At 56.5% G+C, this 16,974-nt stretch carries 16 protein-coding genes; 5 read left to right on the top strand and 11 right to left on the bottom strand.

From position 1 onward, the window contains the following. Positions 1 to 390 precede the first annotated feature (390 nt). The 9 genes from QPM17_RS18575 to QPM17_RS18535 all read right to left on the bottom strand — a co-directional run bounded on the left by QPM17_RS18575 (position 391) and on the right by QPM17_RS18535 (position 9,053). Positions 391 to 1,008 (bottom strand): hypothetical protein, encoded by a 618-nt coding sequence (locus QPM17_RS18575; protein WP_285392684.1) that lies wholly within the window; start codon positions 1,006 to 1,008, stop codon positions 391 to 393. 95 nt (positions 1,009 to 1,103) lie between these two features. Further along, positions 1,104 to 2,000 carry a hypothetical protein gene (locus tag QPM17_RS18570; protein ID WP_285392682.1) on the bottom strand — a complete coding sequence of 299 codons (897 nt, stop codon included), beginning with the start codon at positions 1,998 to 2,000 and terminating at the stop codon, positions 1,104 to 1,106. A gap of 96 nt (positions 2,001 to 2,096) precedes the next feature. Next, entirely contained in the window at positions 2,097 to 2,636 is a 540-nt protein-coding gene (locus QPM17_RS18565) for a hypothetical protein (protein WP_285392681.1), read from the bottom strand. 118 nt (positions 2,637 to 2,754) lie between these two features. After that, on the bottom strand, positions 2,755 to 2,919 hold the full coding sequence (locus tag QPM17_RS18560) for a hypothetical protein (protein ID WP_285392679.1): 165 nt from the start codon (positions 2,917 to 2,919) through the stop codon (positions 2,755 to 2,757). A gap of 14 nt (positions 2,920 to 2,933) precedes the next feature. After that, positions 2,934 to 3,623 carry a TSCPD domain-containing protein gene (locus QPM17_RS18555; protein WP_285392677.1) on the bottom strand — a complete coding sequence of 230 codons (690 nt, stop codon included), beginning with the start codon at positions 3,621 to 3,623 and terminating at the stop codon, positions 2,934 to 2,936. 30 nt (positions 3,624 to 3,653) lie between these two features. After that, positions 3,654 to 5,792 carry an adenosylcobalamin-dependent ribonucleoside-diphosphate reductase gene (locus tag QPM17_RS18550; RefSeq protein WP_285392675.1) on the bottom strand — a complete coding sequence of 713 codons (2,139 nt, stop codon included), beginning with the start codon at positions 5,790 to 5,792 and terminating at the stop codon, positions 3,654 to 3,656. Positions 5,793 to 6,309: 517 nt separating this feature from the next. Next, positions 6,310 to 7,104 (bottom strand): ABC transporter ATP-binding protein, encoded by a 795-nt coding sequence (locus QPM17_RS18545; RefSeq protein ID WP_285392673.1) that lies wholly within the window; start codon positions 7,102 to 7,104, stop codon positions 6,310 to 6,312. Between the two features lie 10 nt (positions 7,105 to 7,114). After that, complete coding sequence (locus QPM17_RS18540; RefSeq protein WP_285392671.1) at positions 7,115 to 8,017, bottom strand: ABC transporter permease; 903 nt, start codon at positions 8,015 to 8,017, stop codon at positions 7,115 to 7,117. 61 nt (positions 8,018 to 8,078) lie between these two features. Beyond that, entirely contained in the window at positions 8,079 to 9,053 is a 975-nt protein-coding gene (locus QPM17_RS18535; protein WP_285392670.1) for an ABC transporter substrate-binding protein, read from the bottom strand. A 308-nt stretch (positions 9,054 to 9,361) separates the two neighbouring features. On the opposite strand from QPM17_RS18535, the gene QPM17_RS18530 reads away from it, so the two are divergent. Together QPM17_RS18530 and QPM17_RS18525 are read left to right on the top strand one after the other, a co-directional pair. Beyond that, positions 9,362 to 11,029 carry an AMP-binding protein gene (locus QPM17_RS18530; RefSeq protein ID WP_285392668.1) on the top strand — a complete coding sequence of 556 codons (1,668 nt, stop codon included), beginning with the start codon at positions 9,362 to 9,364 and terminating at the stop codon, positions 11,027 to 11,029. 67 nt (positions 11,030 to 11,096) lie between these two features. Next, positions 11,097 to 11,582, top strand: a complete 486-nt coding sequence (locus tag QPM17_RS18525) for a thioesterase domain-containing protein (protein WP_285392666.1) — start codon at positions 11,097 to 11,099, stop codon at positions 11,580 to 11,582. Between the two features lie 15 nt (positions 11,583 to 11,597). Here QPM17_RS18525 and QPM17_RS18520 read toward each other — a convergent pair whose 3' ends face one another. Both QPM17_RS18520 and QPM17_RS18515 read right to left on the bottom strand, forming a co-directional pair. Beyond that, on the bottom strand, positions 11,598 to 13,286 hold the full coding sequence (locus QPM17_RS18520) for an ABC transporter permease (RefSeq protein WP_285392664.1): 1,689 nt from the start codon (positions 13,284 to 13,286) through the stop codon (positions 11,598 to 11,600). A gap of 88 nt (positions 13,287 to 13,374) precedes the next feature. Continuing rightward, positions 13,375 to 14,388 carry a Fe(3+) ABC transporter substrate-binding protein gene (locus QPM17_RS18515; RefSeq protein ID WP_285392662.1) on the bottom strand — a complete coding sequence of 338 codons (1,014 nt, stop codon included), beginning with the start codon at positions 14,386 to 14,388 and terminating at the stop codon, positions 13,375 to 13,377. A gap of 191 nt (positions 14,389 to 14,579) precedes the next feature. Between QPM17_RS18515 and QPM17_RS18510 the strand changes: the two genes are divergently transcribed. From QPM17_RS18510 to QPM17_RS18500, 3 genes are all read left to right on the top strand, one after another. Next, entirely contained in the window at positions 14,580 to 14,852 is a 273-nt protein-coding gene (locus tag QPM17_RS18510) for a PilZ domain-containing protein (RefSeq protein ID WP_285392660.1), read from the top strand. Positions 14,853 to 14,864: 12 nt separating this feature from the next. After that, on the top strand, positions 14,865 to 15,473 hold the full coding sequence (locus tag QPM17_RS18505) for a hypothetical protein (RefSeq protein ID WP_285392658.1): 609 nt from the start codon (positions 14,865 to 14,867) through the stop codon (positions 15,471 to 15,473). Positions 15,474 to 15,652: 179 nt separating this feature from the next. Continuing rightward, on the top strand, positions 15,653 to 16,960 hold the full coding sequence (locus QPM17_RS18500) for a cyclic di-GMP phosphodiesterase (protein ID WP_285392656.1): 1,308 nt from the start codon (positions 15,653 to 15,655) through the stop codon (positions 16,958 to 16,960). Positions 16,961 to 16,974: the final 14 nt, after the last annotated feature.

Below are 16,974 nucleotides of genomic sequence, written 5' to 3'. Positions count from 1 at the left end.
AATGGCTGTTCACGTTGAACCAGAATAGGTGTTCACGTTCGTCCGGAATGGGTGTTCATGATGGGCCGGAATATGCATTCTTCCCAAGTTTTATAGCCAGCCCAATAAAATGCAGCGACACCACCAAAATATAAAGCAAGCGACACATAATCGGAAACGTCTAAAAACACTGGAAGTAAAAGAACCAACAGAAAAGAGATTGCGCCCAAAACTGCAGACCCGTGATGGAGGAGTTGCTTCAAATATCGTAGGTGGCTAGTTTCGCTACTCATAATGCCCTATGTTTTGAGGATGACTTGTAACGCCGTTGTTCGGCGTCAGCCTTGGCAGAGCGAAGCGGCGACAAGGCTGTCCGGTGGAGGGCCGTCAGGCTCGAACTGGAACACTTGGTTAGACACGGCGCTTGAGATGTGGTTTTAGATTCCTTTCTATCTCTTGAATATCACCCTGCAAACCACTCAAAAATTTATCCTCTTTCCTGTTTCCGCGAGAATTGATAATTTCTCGGGTTCGCTGTCGGTCAGCTAGGTTTCTGCCTCCGTTTGGAGCGTCGGAGATAACCGTATCTAAGTGCTCCATAATCGCGGCATAAAGCTCAGCATCCCAGCTGTATAATTTTCGAACCTTCTCTACTAGTTCCGCGCCCCAAAGCACCTCTACTTCAAGTAGGGTTGCTTCAAGTGCATTTCTGGCGTCATACACCCGGTCGTATCTGTTTTGATATGCCTTAGCTAATTCCCGATGGCGCCTGTCCTTGTCATTAACTGGTGCAGGTCCCTCATCGTCTGACAACTCCATCTCTTTCACCGCAATAAACGGGAAGCGAACGGATTGGAGCGCCTCTCGAAACTGGTACACCTCTTTCAGCAACCGTCGGGCAAGCTCATACTCTGCAGTTCCCTCTAACTGCCGTCTCCATGTGGATAAACCAATCAGAGCAACGCCAGAACCTATGATGGCTGCCAGTGCCACAACGATATCTTTAACTGGAGAAATCCACACATCCATAAAACAGACCATTACTGTCTAACGCTAGCCAGCATGCGCGGCTACGGAATGAAGGCGAAGCCGCAATGTAGTAGGCGTCGCCGTGCCTGGCCTGGTTAGGGCTGAACTACCTCTTGAACAAAGGAGCATAAACTGGTCTCTATTCTTGCTTTTGTTTTGAATCCATCCCGCTGGAGCAAATCAGCAAAGTGCTTTTCACAGATCACCACATCAGCATAACAGGCGGCAGGACTAAGGCCCGCCCAGTCCTCTAAATCACTCAGTTTTGGCCTGTATTCTGAGTTCTTTAAAACCTGGCGATGCAAATGAATATCTACGGCACGGGTAGGCATGCTATCCAGAAAACCGCTAAGTCGCTCAGCCCCCCAAGTCTCGAAATCCCCAGTTGGAATGCGATTTTCAGTCATGACCTTGTGTAGTGGGTCGAGGATATCAACCATGGAAATTGCATAGAGCCAATTCGACCATTTTGACCTGGCCAGATCTTGCTTCCGCTCGTGGAGAGTGCTCAGGTGGTTCGCAAAGTTCTCTCGGTACGTTTTCGTGCCTCCTTGAATCGGCGGTATATCGGCAAACCCACACAACATTGCCCTATCGATCTCATCTGGGAACATCCTGGCAATGGTTCCTTCCAATACCTCACCAAAGGCATGCGGTATACCACGACCAAGATATTCAAATGGTCTTGGATTAACCTCGTAACCCGCATTGGAAAAGGCCACCTCTAACTCCCGACAGATAATATCGTGTAGAGGAGAAGTAGTTATGCCTCGGGAAAAATTCCACATGACCTGCCCAAGACGAGACCGACGCTGGTCTTTTCTTATTCTAGAGAACTCGATGATGTGGATGGCTGACAGTGGAAAAATGCAGCCGGAACTGAGAGTTGCTGGCATTTCTCTCCTCAGCAGCTTGGCTTCATCTGAGTTATCCACGCCGTTAATGGCCCGTGCCAGCTCAATCCACTTGTTTTGATCAAGATATACAATCATCGGGTCAACATACCCACGCCCTAACGCCGCCAGCATGCGCGGCTACGCAATGTAGGCGAAGCCGCAATGTAGTAGGCGTCGCCGTGACTGGCATTGTTAAGCATTGAGACCCGATACAAGCACGGCCACTGATGCCACGGCCAACAGAATTTGCAGCAATAGACAGAAGCCCTGAATCTGCGCCAACTTTAAGTGTTGCCGTCCGGCCACAGTGATGTCTCCGTTTTTCAGTCTCCTGTACTGCCAGCGAATTATCCATTTTGCGGGGTAAAAGCTGGCGTTCTCTATTTCCGAGCAAAGTACTTCTTGGTTGTAACTATAGTTACCGGCTCTGATCTGCTGGTCCATTTGTGCACCGCGATCCCCGCCCTGAATGCCAGCTTGGACGATTGAGAAAAGCCACCGATGAACCACTGCAACAATCAAAGACCAAAGAAGATAAGTGGTTCCAGATTTAACCGCGTCTATGGCCACGAAAGTGGACACCGAATCCAAGTTGGCGAGAATTAAGCCAAATATTGCTGAAGATCCGGCGAGCAACCAGCCCGAAAATTTGGAGTGTGACTCGCTGAGTGATCGAGCCATCTCGGTCATCAGTTGATTAGCAACGTGATGGCTGACATCTTCTTGAGTCAATTGCCAATCTCCTTTTGCTTAACAGCAGTTAGATCGCGATAACAGATCAGCACGAAATTTGACCGCAGCTTTGTCACAACCAATTTTCATAGCATTACACTCCGATCGGGTTAAATAATTAACCAAAACAAACACGTGCAACTGTCTGAAACAGGTTTCCTGTCGCGTCACCTGCGTTCACGACGCTGTCATATTTCTGCCCATCATAAAGCAGTAGCACGATTACATCGGCTCCAAACAAAAAAGGCCCGAAGTTCTCACCCCAGGCCTCCTCATCACTCATTGCAGTCAATCACCTCAACCACACTTACTATCCCCACAGTTCAGGCACGTCGCACACCCATCCATCACGATCACCGCCTTGGTGCTGCACTTGCCACACATGGTGGCGTTGGGCGGGAAGTCGGTGGCTTTGTCGTCGTTGGTGGCCGTTTTGTGGTTGGCTTCGAATTCGGCGCGTTTTTCGGCGAGGATGCGCTTGGTGGTTTCGCTCATTTCCTCGCTTTCCAGCAGGCCAATCGCCTTCAGGTGCTTCTCGATCACGGCGCCGATTTCTGCCACCAGGGAGGGCATGAATACGCCGCCCTTCTTGAAGTAGCCGCCGTTGGGGTCATACACGCTGCGCAGCTCTTCCACCAGGAAGGTGACATCGCCACCCTTGCGGAATACCGCAGAGATAACGCGGGTGAGGGCGATGACCCACTGGAAGTGCTCCATCGACTTGGAGTTGATGAACACTTCGTACGGCTGCCGGCTTTCGTGGTCGGTGCCTTCGTTGAGCAGGATGTCATTAATGGTGATGTACATCGCGTGCTCGGCCACCGGCGGCTTGATCTTGTAGGTGGTGCCCAGCAGGAAGTCCGGCCGTTCGATGTATTCGTTCATCTGAACCGGCTTGTTTTCCGGTTGCGGTGCTGGCTGTGCTGCTTCTGGGTCGGCTTTCTTGACGCGGTAGCCGACGATTTTGTTGCTGATTTTAACGGTCATGGTGTTGTGTCCTGTGTCGGTTGTACCGGATCAATATTTGCCGTAGGTGCCTTCTTTAAGCGCATCGAAGAGGTTGGCGGCGTTGTGGATTTCGCCGTCGTATTCCACTTCTTCGTTGCCCTTGAGGGTCACTTTGCTGCCATCGTCCAGGGTGAACTCGTACAGGGTGTTCTCCAGATCTTTCTCCTGGACGAGTACGCCCTGGAAGGCTTCCGGGTTGAAGCGGAAGGTGGTGCAACCCTTCAGGCCCTTGTCGTAGGCGTACATGTAGATGTCTTTGAAGTCCGGGTACGCGAAGTCCTGCGGTACGTTGGCGGTCTTGGAGATGGACGAGTCCACCCACCGCTGTGCTGCCGCCTGGATATCCACGTGCTGCGCCGGCGTCACGTCTTCAGACGTGGTGAAGTAGTGGGGCAGGCGCTTGTCTTCTTCTTCGGAGAAGGGCATGGCACCGGGGTTGACCAGGTGGCGATACGCCAGCAGTTCGAAGGAGAATACGTCGACTTTTTCCTTGGTCTTGCGGCCTTCGCGGATGATGTTGCGCGCGTAATGGTGCGAGAAGCTCGGCTCGATCCCGTTACTGGCGTTGTTGGCCAGTGACAGGCTGATGGTGCCGGTAGGCGCGATGGAGGTGTGGTGGGTGAAACGGCCACCTTTCTCGGCCAACTGCTCGATCAGCTCCGGCTCTACACCGGCAATCTGCTGCATGTAACGGCTGTACTTGGCGTGCAGCACCTTGCCCTTGAGCTTGTCGCCCAGCTTGTAGCCGTCTTCGGCCAGCTGCGGGCATTTGGTCAGCATCTTGGGGGTTACTTCAAACTCGTCTTCCATGATCGGCGCGGGGCCTTTCTCTTCGGCCAGGGCCAGGGACTGGCGCCAGCCTTCCACGGCCATTTCACGCACAACCTCTTCGGTAAACTGCACGGATTCCGGCGAGCCGTAAGGCATACGCAGCATGGCGAGGGTGGAACCCAGGCCGAGGATGCCCATGCCGTGGCGGCGCTTGTAGGTGATTTCGTGGCGCTGCTCTTCCAGCGGCAGGCCGTTGATCTCTACCACGTTGTCCAGCATGCGGGTGAAGATGGCCACCACCTTGCGGTACTTCTCATAGTTGAAGCTGGCCTTGTCGGTGAACGGGTAGTCCACGAACATGGTCAGGTTCACAGAGCCCAGCAGGCAGCTGCCATACGGGGGCAGGGGCTGCTCGCCACAGGGGTTGGTGGCGCGGATGTCTTCGCAGAACCAGTTGTTGTTCATCTGGTTGACCTTGTCGATCAGGATGAACCCCGGCTCGGCGTAGTCGTAGGTGCTGGTCATGATGGTGTCCCAGATAAACTGGGCTTTCAGGGTGCGGTAGATCTTGCACGCCACCTTGCCTTCGTTGTTGACCACGTAGCCTTTCTGGATCGGGAAGTCGCGGTACACAAACTGACTGGGGTCGTTCAGGTCCAGGCCTTCATTCGCGGCTTCTTTTTCGGTAACCGGGAACGACAGGTGCCAGTCGTCGCCGTTACGCACGGCTTCAATGAAGTCTTCGGTGATCAGCAGGGACAGGTTGAACTGGCGCAGGCGGCCGTCTTCACGCTTGGCCTGGATGAAGTCGATGACGTCCGGGTGGTGCACGTCGAAGGTGGCCATCTGGGCGCCACGGCGGCCACCGGCAGAAGACACGGTGAAGCACATGCGGTCGAAGATATCCATGAACGACAGCGGGCCGGATGTGGTGGCACCGGCGCCGGCCACGTAGGCACCTTTCGGGCGCAGGGTGGAGAACTCGTAGCCGATACCGCAGCCTGCCTTGAGCGTAAGGCCGGCTTCGTGGTTTTTCTCCAGGATGTCGTTCATGGAATCCTGAACAGAGCCGGAGACGGTACAGTTGATGGTGGAGGTGGCCGGTTTATGGGCTTCCGCGCCGGCGTTGGAGGTGATGCGGCCTGCCGGGATGGCGCCGTGACGAAGCGCCCAGGCAAACTCTTTCATGTGCTTGGCACGGACGGCCTTGTTTTCCACTTCAGCCAGGGCAGTGGCTACACGCGTGTAGGTTGCGTCGATGTCCTTGTCGACCGGCTCGCCGGTCTTGGTTTTGAGTTGGTACTTGCTGTTCCAGATGTCCAGCGAAGCTTCCTGCATTGGAATTGTTGTTATCACTGCCTGTGCTTTAGCGTTCATTGCCACCCTCGGATGTCCGGTATTTCTGTTGATGACCGCTGCAAACCGCAGCCGGCCATACCCCATGTGTAGTCAAAATATGCGCAGCCTGAGAGGCTGTCTTGCTTCAGACCCGTTAAACCACTAGATCTGGTGTTTCTTTTTCCCGCCCTCCGCCGCAAAAGCGGCCAGAAGGCGGGTATTCAGGAAAGAGGCTCACCCTGTGGTTACCGGCATACGCGCTGTGACCCGCAGTAGGGTGCGCTGGCCGGTAAAATCCCATATATGGGTGAATGTGTGATGAGTATAACAGGATATAGTGGTCTGTGAATAAGAAGACAACTATAGAAGGGGGCTGATAGCGTAAGAAAATCAATGAAGGAATGCTTGAAAATCGGGAAATGCCTGCCAAAACGCCATTTTGAGCGGTGTTGCCAGAAACCACTACATGTTGTGGTTAAAAACTGCGCAGATAAAACCTGAAAAAAGTTCACGAAGTCAGTTAACGAAGAAGGCGGGGATATCCCGCCTTCTTCGATTAACCCAGCAGCAGGCTGTCGTCGGTAATCTCCAGCCCGCGCTGCTTTTCGAACAGCTCCAGCAAGTCTTTCACTTCCAGACCTTCCCGGTCCTTGCCGGCAATATCGAAAACCACCTGGCCCTGATGCAGCATCACCGTGCGGTCGCCCACCTCCAGTGCCTGTTTCATGCTGTGGGTAACCATCAGTGCGGTGAGTTTCTGTTCCTCAATGATTTGTGTGGTCAGGTCCAGCACGAAGGAGGCGGTCTTGGGGTCCAGGGCTGCGGTGTGCTCGTCCAGCAACAGGATGGCAGAGGGCGTCAGGCTGGCCATCAGCAGGCTCACTGCCTGGCGCTGGCCGCCGGAGAGCAGGCCCATCTTGTCCCCCAGGCGGTTCTCGAGGCCCAGGTTAAGTGACGCCAGGCTGGTTTTGAACTGGTCCAGGTAACGCGCTTTGACCGCGGCACTCAGCCCGCGACGTTGGCCGCGCTTGATGGCCAGGGCCAGGTTTTCCTCGATGGTCAGGCCTTCGCAGGTGCCCGCCAGTGGGTCCTGGAAAACCCGCGCCACACTGCCGGCACGTTTGTACGTGGGCAGTTTTGTGACGTCCTGGTTGTCCACGATGATCTTGCCGCTGTCGACCATCACTTCGCCAGCGAGGGCGTTGAGGAAGGTGGATTTGCCGGCGCCATTGCTGCCGATAACGGTGACGAACTCACCCTGGTTAACGGTCAGGCTCATGCCGCGCAGGGCGGGGTTCTCAAGGGGAGTGCCCTTGCCGAAGGTCAGTGTCAGGTCGGTTGCTGTGATCATGAGTCCCCCTTCAGGCCTTGTTGCGGGTGAGCCGCGCGGCAACGGACGTGCGAACACCGGGCAGTACGATGGCCAGCGTGACCAGCACAGCGGTAATCAGGTTCAGGTCCTGCGCCTGCAGGCCCAGGAAATCCGCGTTCAGTGCCAGGGCAATGGCCAGCCGATAGATGATGGCGCCAATCACGCACGCAATCAGAGCCCGTACGACGGTGGAAGGTGTCAGCACGGCTTCACCGCCAATCAGCGAGGCCAGGCCAATCACGATGACACCCACGCCCATGGTGACGTCTGCCGCACCCTGGCTCTGGGCGAACAGTGCGCCTGCCAGACCCACCAGGCCGTTGGACAGTGCCACGCCCAGAACGATCATGGCGCCGGTGGCAATACCCTGGGCCCTTGCCATTCTCGGGTTGGCGCCAGTGGCGCGCATGGCCAGGCCGGTTTCGGATTTCATGAAGCGCCACAGCAGCACCAGTCCCACCAGCACCACCAGGGTGAACAGCAGCACAGGCACCTGGTGGTATTCCAGGTCCAGGTTGTACCAGGGGGTGAGTACGGTTTCCTCGGTCAACAGCGCTACGTTGGGCCGGCCCATAATCCGCAGGTTCACCGAGTAGAGGGCGATCATGGTGAGGATGGAAGCCAGCAGGTTGAGGATGTTGAGTTTGACGTTCAGCAGCGCTGTTACGGCGCCGGCGCCCATGCCCGCAATCACGGCGGCGCCGGTGGCCAGCCAGGGGTTCACGCCGTCAATGATCAGCACGGCGGCAACGGCGGCGCCCAGGGGAAAGCTGCCGTCTACCGTGAGGTCCGGGAAATCAAGGACACGAAACGAGATGTAGATACCGAAGGCAACCAGGCCGTAGATCAGACCGGTTTCAATGGCGCCGTAAAAGGCAATATTGCTAAGCATGGGACAGGTTCACCGTAAATGAAAACGGGCAGCCCTTGTGGGGCTGCCCGTGAACAGTGGGTTATTGGTCGCTGTTTACGACTTCTTTCGCGTCGCTGATCAGGTCGTCGGACAGGGTAATGCCCATGCGCTCTGCGGCAGCGGGGTTTACAAACAGGTTCAGGGCGTCGACGGACTCCACATCCATCTCGCCCGGGTTGGCGCCCTCCAGGATGCGGGCCACCATGCCACCGGTCTGGCGGCCGTGGTCGTAGTAGTCAAAACCCAGTGCGGCAACAGCGCCCCGGCTGACCGTGGCGGTGTCGGCTGCAAATACCGGAATCTTTGCTCGTTCACCCACGGAGATGACCGCTTCCACTGCGCTGATCACGGTGTTGTCGGTGGTCAGGTAGATGGCGTCTGCCTTGCCCACCAGGGAGCGGGCAGCGCCCAGCACTTCCGAGGTCTTGGTGGCGGCGGCTTTGACCAGCTCCATGCCGCGGGCTTCCAGGCGTTCTTCAATCAGTTCCACCAGCGCCACGGCATTGGCTTCGCCGGGGTTGTAAACCGTGCCGATCCGTTTGGCATTGGGAACCAAGCGCTCAAGCAGGTCGAGGTGGCTCTCGATGGGCAGCATATCGGTAACGCCGGTGATGTTCGCGCCGGGGGCTTTCAGGCTCTTGACCAGTTTGGCGCCAACCGGGTCTGTGACCGCGGAAAATACCAGTGGGGTTTTCCGGGCAGCCGCTGCCATGGTCTGGGCCGAAGGCGTGGCGATGGCGACAATCACGTCGGGGCTTTCCCCTACAAACTTACGGGCGATCTGGGAGGCGATGGCGGAGTTGCCCTGGGCGCTTTCGTGCATAATGCGCAGGTTGTCCCCATCCTTATAGCCCCGCTCTTCCAGTTCGTCCCTGATTCCCTGGTAAACCGCATCCAGTGCCGGGTGCTCCACAATCTGGGTGATGGCAACCACTCGCTGGTCATCACCCTGGGCAATCGCAGACAGTGCCAGCAGGGCAGTGCCCAGCAGCGTGCGCAGAATTCTGTTGGCCATAAGCCGGTCTCCCGAGTCAGTTCAAAACCTGTGGCGCGACCTGGATGTTATCGGAGTGTCGAACGCCCGTTTAATAACGGGGCGGGAGTTTATCACAGCCTATTGGCTTGCGGGGTAAGGGAAGGTACCTTAATGGTCAATTTCAGGGGGATTAACGGCAGCTAGAATACGTGCGATAGGGAATAGTTTTATTTGCATCACGTTTTGACGACGAATGATGTGTTGAAATAGGCTACTAAAGTCGAATACGCACAACCCCTTACAAAAATAATTCCCATAACGTAAATAACTTACTGCAAGGAAGGTCCATGGACACAACCAACAAACTCCCTCTGGATATGGTCTACCACTGGGAAACCGCCAATGCGGATTCCCTGTATATGACCCAACCCATCGGTGGCGGCAAAGTCGTTGAGTACACCTGGAAGCGGGCAGTGGATGAAGCCCGTCGAATGGCGTCATACCTGAAGTCCCTGAATCTCCCGGAGAAAAGCCGGGTGGGCATTATTTCCAAGAACTGTGCGCAATGGATTATGTCGGACTGGGCCATCTGGATGGCCGGCCATATCTCCGTGCCGCTTTACCCCACGCTGAACGCCGATACGGTGAACTACATTCTCAACCACAGTGAATGTGAGGTTCTGTTCGTTGGCAAGCTGGACGACTGGGACATGATGAAATCCGGGGTGCCAGAGAGTGTGCGTTGCGTGTCTTACCCGCTGAGCCCGCCCAACGATTTTGAAACCTGGGACGACATTGTGAGCAAGTTCCCGCCGCTTGAGGAGAACACCCGGCGTGAGGCGGATGAGCTGGCCACGATTGTCTACACCTCAGGCAGTACCGGTCGTCCCAAGGGTGTGATGCTGAGTTTCGGCAACATGGCCTCTGCCGCTGAAGGCGGTATGGAAGTGCTGAACGTCGGTTCCGACGAGCGCATGCTTTCCTACCTGCCGCTTGCTCACGTGTTCGAGCGGACGTTTGTGGAGCTGGCTTCCCTGTATGCCGGCTTCCGTCTCTATTTTGCCGAGTCCCTGGACACGTTCGTGCAGGATCTGCAACGGGCACAGCCCACGCTGTTCCTCTCAGTGCCTCGCCTGTGGGTGAAATTCCAGCACGGTGTGCTGCAGAAGCTGCCAAAAGAGAAACTGGAGCGGCTGCTGAAGGTTCCGCTGCTGAACCGGGTTATCAAGAAGAAAGTGCTCAAGGGGCTGGGCCTGAGCAAGGTCAAACTGGCCGGCAGTGGGTCTGCGCCGCTGTCCCACGATGTGCTGGACTGGTACCGCAACCTCGGGCTGGAGCTGCTGGAAGGCTACGGCATGTCCGAGAACTTTGCCTATTCCCACATGAACAAGCCGGGCCGTTCACGCACCGGTTATGTCGGTGAAGCTCTGCCGGGCGTGGAAGTGAAGATCAGCGACGAGGGTGAGGTGCTGGTGAAGAGCCCGGCCACCATGATGGGTTACTACAAGGACGAAGAGAAAACCCGCGAAACCTTCACCGAGGACGGCTTCCTGAAGACAGGTGACAAGGGCGAGATCGACGAGATGGGCCGCCTGAAACTGACGGGCCGTATCAAGGAGATCTTCAAGACCAGCAAGGGTAAGTACATTGCCCCGGCACCTATCGAGAACCGCCTGATGTCCCACGAAGCCATCGAGATGGTGTGTGTTTCGGGTGCCAACCAGACTCAGCCTCACGCTTTGGTGATGCTGGGCGAGGAGATTCGTCCGAAAATGGCGGACGAGGCCTTCCGCAAGGAAATCGAGGAGAGCTTCAAGCAGCTTATTTCAGACGTCAACAAGACGGTGGACCCCCACGAGCAACTGGCGTTCATTACTGTGGTCAGCGATGAGTGGTCTATCGAAAACAGCTTCCTCACCCCCACGCTGAAACTCAAGCGTAACGTGGTTGAGGATGCCTACCAGGAAAAGGTGGATGACTGGTACGCCAAGCGCCAGCCAGTCATCTGGCAGTAAACCGACGTAAGTCGCATAGGGAAAGCTCTGGAAGGGGCATAAACTGACGTCATGTTCAGGAGGGAATATGACTCAGTTAGCCCGGTTTCAGAAACGCATTCACAGTATGATTCCGCTCTCGGAAGCTCTGGGAGTGGAACTGCTTTCCTATGACGGACAGGCTTTGCTGGTCCGCGCTCCCCTGGCGCCCAATCACAATCACCAGGGGACCGGCTTCGGCGGCAGTGTCTATTCGGTTGCGGTGATTTCCGCCTGGGGTCTTGTGGAGCTGGTTTTGTCGGACCTCGGGTTAGCCGGCAATGTGGTGATACAGGTTGGCGAAATCGAGCATATCGAACCGGTCGAGGGCGACTTCTTTGCCCTGTGCCGCCTCCCCGGCGGTGAAGTTCCTGACAGATTCCGCAAGAGCCTGGCGCGCCATGGTAAGGGGCGGTTGTCCCTGATTGCCGAAGTATACTGCGGTGAGCCCTCTATGGAGCCGCTCGGTGAGCCGGTGGCGGTCTTCCAGGGGCGCTTCGTAGTGCAGGACACCCATTCCAGACCGGTTATCTAGGCCTGGTTTAAGGTATCAGCTGATGGAGCGGGTGCCGGAGATGGACCTGCTCATCAGAATGATCGGGATGATGCCGGCAAGCACGATAATGAGCGCGGGCAGGGCGCTGTGTGCCAGTTGTTCATCCGAGGCAAACTGGTACACATAGGTGGCCAGCGTTTCAAAGTTGAATGGCCTGAGAATCAGCGTTGCCGGCAACTCCTTCATCACATCCACGAACACCACCAGAGCTGCGGTAATCAGCGTGCCCCGTAGCATCGGCAGATGCACCTTGACCAGCGTCTGTCCGGGCGTATGCCCCAGGGACCTTGATGCCATGTCCATGCTGGGGGTGATCTTCTGCAGGGCGCTCTCCACGCTGCCCGCTGATACCGCCAGAAAGCGCACAGTGTAGGCGAATATCAGTGCGAACGCCGAGCCACTGAGCAGCAGCCCGCTGCTGATGCCAAAGCTGTCCCTCAGAATGCCGTCTACCCAGTTGTCAAACCCCGCCAGAGGTACAATGACACCGACCGCAAGCACTGCGCCTGGCATGGCGTAGCCAAGGCTGGACAGGCGCATCATCACCTGCATGCCGCGGGTGTTATGCAGGCGACGGCTGTAGGCGAGGGTAACGCCGATGACCAGTGTGGTCAGTGCGGCCGTGCCGGACAGGAACAGGCTGTTGAGGGTGTTGCGTATGAAGTCTGTATTCCAGCTTTCATCGAAGTATTCCCAGGCGTACTGGCCAAGGGTGATGGCCGGAAGCAGGAACCCGAAAATAACCGGCAGGGCGCATACCGCAACACACACTAACTGACGGGGCATCGACATGGTAAAACGGCGAATGGGGTCGCGATTGTCCCGCGCCGCGAACTGTTGCTGCCGGCGCCGGGAGTATCTTTCCAGGGTTACCAGAATGACGACGAAAGCGAGCATGGTGGTGGCAATCTGGGCGGCGCCCCCCAGATTGCCAAGGTTCATCCAGGTGTCGAACAGGCCAGCGGTGAGAGTCTGTACGGCGAAGAAGTCCACGGTGCCGAAGTCGTTCAGTGTTTCCATCAGTACCAGTGACAGGCCCACGGCAACAGCCGGGCGAGCGATGGGCAGTACCACTTTGAAAAAGGTGCTCAGGGCGGAATGGCCCAGGCTGCGGCTGACCGCAAACAATGAGGGTGATTGCTCCAGAAACGCAGCCCGTGCAAGAAGGTATACGTAAGGGTAGAGCACCAGCCCGATCATCAGGGTGGCGCCCTCCAGGCTGCGTATTTCCGGGAACCAGTAATCAGCGGCATTGGCCCAGCCAAACCATTCCCGCAGGGTGGTCTGGACCGGCCCGGCGTAGTCCAGCAGGCTGGTGTAGACATAGGCGATTACGTAGGCCGGCACCGCAAAGGGTAACAGCATGGCCCACTCGAAGAACTTGCGCCCGGGGAACTCGCACATGGTGACCGCCCAGGCGGTTGCCAGGCCGATGACCAGGGTGATCAGGGCAACGCCGGCCATCAGCTTGAGCGTGGTGATCAGATAACGGGGGAGGGTGGTGTCCAGCAGGTGAGGCCAGATGTTTTCCTCGGGAAACAGGGCGAGGATAATGACAGACAGAACCGGCAGCACCACAATTGCTGTGGTGAGTGCTGCGGTGATCAGCCAGCGCTTCGAGGTCCGCTTTGCCAGCAGGGGATGGTCAGCTCCGGTCTGGTTTGCGGTAATGGCCTCGGTCATAGGGTCCCTTGGGGTTCATGAAAACACAGGGCCGGGATTGTACAAAAAAGCCGGGACCAACGTCCCGGCTTTTTTTGGAGTGAAGCGCTTAGTTGTCGTAATCGACGCGATCCACCATCTTCACCGCAGCATTGCGGTTCTCGGCAATTTTCTGCAGGGACAGGTCGTCCGGATTGATCTCACCCCACTCGGCAACCATACCGGAAGGCTTTACATCCGGGTTGGCCGGATATTCGGTGTTGGCCTCGGCGTAGATCTGCTGGGCCTTGGGCGTAGACAGGAACTCCATCAGGCGAATGGCGTTTTCGCGGTTGGGAGCGCTGTTGGTCAGCGCAATGCCACTGATGTTGATGTGGGTGCCACGGCCGTCGGCGTTCGGGAATACCAGGCGTACAGACTCTGCCTGTTCACGTTGGTTTTCGTCGTTCAGCATGTTGCCGTAGTAGTAGCTGTTGCCGATGGCGATATCACACTCGCCGGCATGGATGGCCTTGATCTGGTCACGATCGCCGCCCTGGGGCTTGCGGGCCAGGTTGTCTTTCAGGCCTTCGAGCCACTCTTCAGTCGCTTCTTCGCCATGGTGGGCAATCATGGATGAGAACAGGGCGATGTTGTACGGGTGCTTGCCGCTGCGGGTACAGATGCGATCTTCCCACTTGTCGTCGGCCAGATCTTCATAGGTGGTGATCTCGCCTTCCTCAACCCGCTCCTTGGATGCAAAGATCAGACGGCCACGGGTGGTCAGTGCGAACCACTTGCCCTCTGGGTGGCGCAGGTTCTCCGGGATGTTTTCCTCGAGGGTGTCGTTATCAACGCCCTGCACCAGATCACGCTCAACCAGCTCGTTGAGGCGGGAGATATCAACGGTCATTACCAGATCGGCGGGGCTGTTACGTCCTTCCCGCTCCAGGCGCTCTGCCAGGCCTTTCTTGGCAAATACCACGTTGGCTTCAATACCGGTGTCTTCCTCAAAGGCGTTCAGGAGGGGTTCCAGCAAATAAGCCTGACGGTAGGAGTAGATGTTCACCTCTCCATCGGCGCTTGCCTGAATCGGCAGTGCGCAGGCTGCGGCAATAGCGGCAACGGCAAGTTTCTGGCGCATGTTGTACCTTCCTTTAAGTGGTTAAGCAGTGATCTGCTGGCTTTGTTGAGAGTCAGCAATGTTTAAAAACAGCAACCATTCTCATTTGTGTTCAGCCTGGTGTCAAGACACCCTTGCCATATTCCTTGAAAAAAGGTGCTATGCTTCGGAAGACTATAAAAACTATGCAAAAAGTGGTGAGCGCAAAGACTATGGTTGGGAATGATCGGAGAGTACATAACCGCACGGCGATGAGCGCCAAGGTTCGCGTAACGCATGAAGAACTGGGTGAATTCGTGTTCTCGACCAGAGATATATCCGACGGCGGCGTGTTTGTCGTGGTGGACACCGAGCCGTTTGTTCCGTCCATTGGGGATCAGGTTCAGGTTCAGGTGCAGGGCCTGCCGGTACCGGCTCCGGTGCTGGATATGGTGGTGGTGCGTAAAACCAACGATGGATTCGGCCTGCAGTTTGCGGACCAGTAAATGGTGCTCAACATGAAACCCAACCAGCTCTTCCGGCTTTCCCGGCGTGTTATGGCAATGATGATTCCCCTGGCTGTGAGCGGCTGTGCCGCCTACTACAGTCATTATGCGGTCTTTCCGGCTGAAAATTCGCAACGCGAGGCGCGTCAGGTAAAGCTTACGTGGCAAACAGCGGAGTACCCTGACTGGTGGATAGCCGACAACAAGTCGACTCCGATAACGATTGAAACCCAGTGCAGTACCCGCAAATGGCGGCTTGTGGATGACAGCCACGAGGAAGCAGGGCAGGCGGATTGCGCAGATGGCATCCGCGCCTGTGGTGTTAAAGGTAAGGACGTGCTGGTAGGTTCCGGCGAACCAGCAGGGCCTGGGACCCGCTGTATGGCTATCAACCCTGGTAGCCCCGATCCACGGATCACCGATATTGAATCCTCACTGAACCTGCTGGTGTCCTGCGAACCGGTGAAAACGGTCCGTGGCAGTGGTGATGACAGTGAGAATATTGACTATATTCGCGCTTCTTCGGTGCCCTATATCGTCTACAGCCGTAAATCCCCGAGGGGCTCCCTTATAGCCCGGCCTCCGGAGCTGGACGATGCTGTCTGTGAGGATGATGGCTAGTTTTCTGACAATGTGTTTAATTGTGAGGACTGTCACATTGCTACACTTTGTTTCCCGCTGATAGTTTTCGTTACCCTCTGTCGCGTTCGGGTTACTTCACACTACAAAATTGTAATGGACTCTTTCCCCGGGGTCGTCACAATGGTGAGTATCGATTCGTGCACGTGTAGAGGTGTCCCGTGGGAGTCCGTCAAAAGAAAATTGCTGTCCATGATCTGGAAGTCGGCATGTTTGTGTCTGACCTGGACCGCCCGTGGCACCAGACGCCTTTCCCGATCCAGGGTTTCCATATTCGCTCCCAGGAAGACATCCGCTCAGTGGTATCCCACTGCAAATGGGTCGTCATTGATGTTGCGGAAACCCGTGACAGCATAGAACAGGACAAGCTCGGCAGCCGCGTCTTTACAGGCAAGACCAAACGCACCGGGAACAACCGTGAGGCGGTTCAGCTCCCGCCGCTGAGTATCAAGGAGCCCGTCAGCTACGAAAACGTCACCACCATGAAGAAGGAGATAAAGGCATCCAGAAAGGTAATGATGGATGCTGAGGCTTCTCTTCACCGGGTCTTCGAAACCCTGCGGGAAGAGGGTACACCGGATCTGCGCGAAGTGGCGACGGTAACCCGTCAGATGGTGGCCAGCGTAGTCCGTAACCCGGATGCCTTGCTGTGGCTCAGCAGGACCCGACACCATGATGACTACACCTATCGCCACTCCCTGAATACGGCTGTCTGGGCCCTGGTGTGCGGCCGTCAGCTGGGCCTCAATGAAGGCCTTCTGAACCATCTTGGGCTGGGTTGCCTGTTGTCCCAGATTGGCAAACTGGACCTGCCCGAGCACGTTCTCCGCAATGAAGGCAAGCTGGACGCTGAGGAGTTCGCGCTTTACCGGGATTACGTACGCAAAGGCGTCGCCAGGCTGGCGGACACAGGTGTGTCCAGGGCCGTTGTCAGCATTGTTCAGGGGCACCGGGAGCGGCATAACGGTTCCGGTTTTCCGGAGGGCATCCGCGGCGACCGGATTCCATTGCTGGCCAAGGTGGCCGGGCTGGCGGAATATTTTGAAACCCTGATTGGTCCCCGCGAGACAGCAGATCCCATGACGCCCGCCCGTGCGGTGAGCCTGCTTTACGAGATGCGCAATATCGAGTTCCAGGAAGATCTGGTAGAGCAGTTTATCCAGGCTATTGGTATCTATCCCACCGGCAGCCTGGTTGAGCTGAATGACGGTCAGCGTGGCATTGTGGTTTCCCATACACCGGAGCGCCGTTTATGGCCGAAGGTAATGGTGATGACAGATCGAACTCATCAGCCCCTCAGGTCCGCCCGTATTGTGGATCTGGCGAAATATAACGAAGGGCGCGGTGCCTGTGAGGTCCTGACCATTGCCGAGTGTTTGCCCTACGGCACGGAAGGGTTGTACCCGGAGCATTATGATGTGACCGGCGCCGAGTCGCGCTGGAGTCTTTCACGCATCGTTGGCGCCTGAGGGCGCCTGCGATC

Source organism: Marinobacter azerbaijanicus (genome assembly GCF_030250645.1).
Lineage (GTDB): Bacteria > Pseudomonadota > Gammaproteobacteria > Pseudomonadales > Oleiphilaceae > Marinobacter > Marinobacter azerbaijanicus.
This window is presented reverse-complemented; position numbering and strand designations above follow the sequence as displayed.